Annotated in this window: 3 protein-coding genes; 2 read left to right on the plus strand and 1 reads right to left on the minus strand. The window is 44.3% G+C overall.

Annotated features, from left to right (window positions below; translation table 11 throughout):
* The coding region (locus WS42_RS14400; protein WP_046451330.1) for an aconitase family protein at positions 1–1,016 on the minus strand (1,016 nt) is incomplete at its 3' end.
* Positions 1,017–1,168: 152 nt separating this feature from the next.
* On the opposite strand from WS42_RS14400, the gene WS42_RS14405 reads away from it, so the two are divergent.
* Together WS42_RS14405 and WS42_RS14410 are read left to right on the plus strand one after the other, a co-directional pair.
* Positions 1,169–2,332, plus strand: a complete 1,164-nt coding sequence (locus tag WS42_RS14405; protein WP_046451331.1) for an IS4 family transposase — start codon at positions 1,169–1,171, stop codon at positions 2,330–2,332.
* A gap of 84 nt (positions 2,333–2,416) precedes the next feature.
* The coding region (locus tag WS42_RS14410) for an AAA domain-containing protein (protein WP_046451332.1) at positions 2,417–3,335 on the plus strand (919 nt) is incomplete at its 3' end.

Consider the following 3,335-nt stretch of genomic DNA (forward strand, 5'->3'; position numbering starts at 1 on the left):
GCAAATTCAGAGATAGGAGTAGCGGCATCCGGTGTAAACGGCCCGTTTATATAAGGTTCGAGTTCTGACAAGTCTATTTCAATTACACGGTCGTAATAGTTGGATGGTTCGTCGGTCACAATGTCGTCTGCACGAAGGTCTGCACCAACAAATTCAGCCCAATCGACTACACAATCTCTTCCGGTAGCTCTCAAATAAGTAGCCATGCGTCCGTCAAACGGGAATAAAGAGGTAGTAGCTCCAACTTCGGCACCCATATTGCAAATGGTAGCTTTCCCGGTAGCAGAAAGGGATTCGGTTCCGGGACCAAAATATTCGATAATAGCATTCGTTCCTCCTTTTACGGTAAGGATGCCGGCCAATTTCAGGATTACATCTTTCGGAGAGGTCCAACCGCTTAGTTTTCCGGTCAGACGGACACCGATAATCTTCGGCATTTTTAGCTCCCATTCCATTCCTGTCATCACATCCACGGCATCCGCGCCACCAACACCGATAGCCACCATGCCCAGTCCGCCTGCATTAGGCGTATGAGAGTCTGTTCCCACCATCATACCGCCAGGGAAAGCATAGTTTTCGAGCACTACCTGATGGATAATTCCTGCTCCCGGTTTCCAGAAGCCGATGCCATAACGGGAAGATACATCACGGAGGAAGTCGTATACTTCTTCATTGGTTAGTCTTGCCGTAGCAATATCCGCCTTTGCACCTTTATACGCCTGTATCAAGTGATCGCAATGTACTGTCGAAGGCACAGCCACCTGATCCTTACCTGCATTCATAAATTGAAGCAAAGCCATCTGCGCAGTTGCATCCTGCATAGCCACACGATCGGGACGGAAATTCACATAATCCTCCCCCCGTTTGTAATCTTTCAAATCGGCTACATCATACAGATGAGCATACAAAATCTTCTCGGCCAACGTCAAAGGGCGTTTCAGCATAGCCCGTACGTGTTCTACCTTTCCTTTATAAGCAGCGTAGAAAGCTTCTAACATAGTCACATCATATACCATATTGCTTTTTGTTTTTTTAGTCTATCTCACTACTGTCCCGTAAAAGTGGATAAATAGTTCTTTGAAATTATTGAAATATAGTCAATTACACGGTTTTTTGAAATGAAACGGACTTGATTTTGCAACTTTGCAGTCTAATACAAATGGCTGCTATGTTCCAAGACAAATACGTATTCTCTCAATTAACCGCTTTTCTGAACAGGACTCAGTTCAACAACTATGTTCGCAAGTATGATGGCAACCGGTATGTGAAACATTTCACTTGCTGGAATCAGATGCTCGCGATGATGTTTGGACAACTGAGTAACCGTGAGAGCCTGCGAGACTTAATCGTTGCTTTCGAGGCGCATAGGGCCAAGCAATATCATCTTGGGTTAGGTCGTGAACCGATAGCCAAGACAACTCTTGCGACAGCCAACCGGAACCGTGATTATAGAATTTTTGAAGAATTTGCATTCTATATGATGAAGGAAGCCTGCGAGAAGCGGACGACCAACATCCTTGACATTTCCGGAAAGAAATATGCGTTTGATTCAACAACGATTCCGTTATGTCTTGCAACATTCCCATGGGCAAAGTTCCGAAACAAGAAAGGAGGAGTTAAGGCTCATGTCTTATATGACATTGAAGCACAAGTTCCTGCCTTCTATACCGTAACCACTGCATCAAAGCATGATTCTACATTACTGTCTTCAATCCATTATGAACCAAATGCTTATTATATCTTCGACAGGGCTTATGATTCCTTTAAAGAACTCTATAAGATACATCTTACAGACTCTTTCTTTGTTGTCAGAGCCAAGACGAATTTAAAGTATAAGACAGTCCAATGGAAGCGAAGAATGCCAAAGAATATAATGACAGATGCGGAAGTGAAACTGACCGGCTATCTCTCCGAGAAGAAATATCCTGAGTCATTCAGACTCGTCCGATATTACGATGAAGAAGATGACCGTGAGTTCACTTTTTTGACAAATGCAAAACAACTTTCTGCACTGGATATCGCCAATCTTTATAAGAAAAGATGGTTAATCGAGCTGTTCTTCAAATGGCTCAAGCAGCATCTCAAGATAAAGAAATTTTGGGGCACAACAGAGAACGCTGTTCGCATACAAATCAGTGTGGCTATTATCACATACTGCCTTGTGGCTATTGTCCAACATGATATGAAGTTGAAACGCTCAACCTATGAAGTTTTGCAAATTCTCAGCATATCATTGACTGACAAAACCCACTTGCGTGACCTGTTCGATAAGACTAATTTCAATGATGTCAAAGATCTAAATAATCCCCTTATTCCGGGGCTATTTGATTAATTGTTTAACTCGTCCCATTTTAACGGGACACTAATGAGTCTATCTATTAAAATAACGAACGGCGTTCGAGTAATGTTTAACAAAATGAAATATTTTTTCTACCCGGAACGAAGATTTGTTACCTTTGCGCCTATTATGAGTAATAATCCGAAAAGTCCCATTATAGACCTTCAGCAACAGCAACTCCTCCTGCGGATGGAGTATGAATATGAGAAAGAAGAATTTAAGCGGCAGACCGAAACAATGGGCGTTGCCCGTAAAGTGAAGCGCGGTCTCTGCTGGTATCCTGTCTCTCTTGGCCGAAGTTACTACAATTCGCTGAATCAGCTTGTAATAGATATTACACGGACCGAAAATAAAGAAATAGAGCATTCCTTTGAGTTCGGCCGTCCTGTTTGCTTTTTCCACCAGTCATTCGAAGGAAAAGTGAAGTATATGGATTTCATCGCTACCATCAGCTTTGCCGACGAAGAACGAATGGTCGTTGTACTCCCCGGAGCGGGAGCTTTAGCGGAACTGCAAACTGACGGTATACTGGGAGTACAACTTTATTTTGACGAAACATCGTACCGGGCCATGTTCGAGGCACTGGAAGACACGATACGTGCCAAGGACAACCGCCTGGCGGAACTGCGCGACATTTTGTTGGGTACCCAAAAGCCGGGATTCCGCGAATTATATCCTGTCCGCTTCCCATGGCTGAACAGTACACAGGAAACAGCAGTCAACAAGGTGCTATGTACACGTGACGTATCTATTGTTCACGGTCCTCCGGGAACCGGGAAAACAACGACTCTTGTCGAAGCGATTTACGAAACGTTACACCGGGAACCACAAGTGCTTGTCTGTGCACAAAGCAACACGGCTGTCGACTGGATTTGTGAGAAACTGGTAGACCGGGGAGTACCCGTGCTCCGCATTGGAAATCCGACCCGAGTCAACGACAAAATGCTTTCATCCACCTACGAACGCCGGTTTGAAAGTCATCCTGCCTATCCGGAGC

This window comes from Odoribacter sp. N54.MGS-14 (genome assembly GCF_000980295.1).
In the GTDB taxonomy this organism is placed as follows: Bacteria; Bacteroidota; Bacteroidia; order Bacteroidales; family Marinifilaceae; genus Odoribacter; species Odoribacter splanchnicus.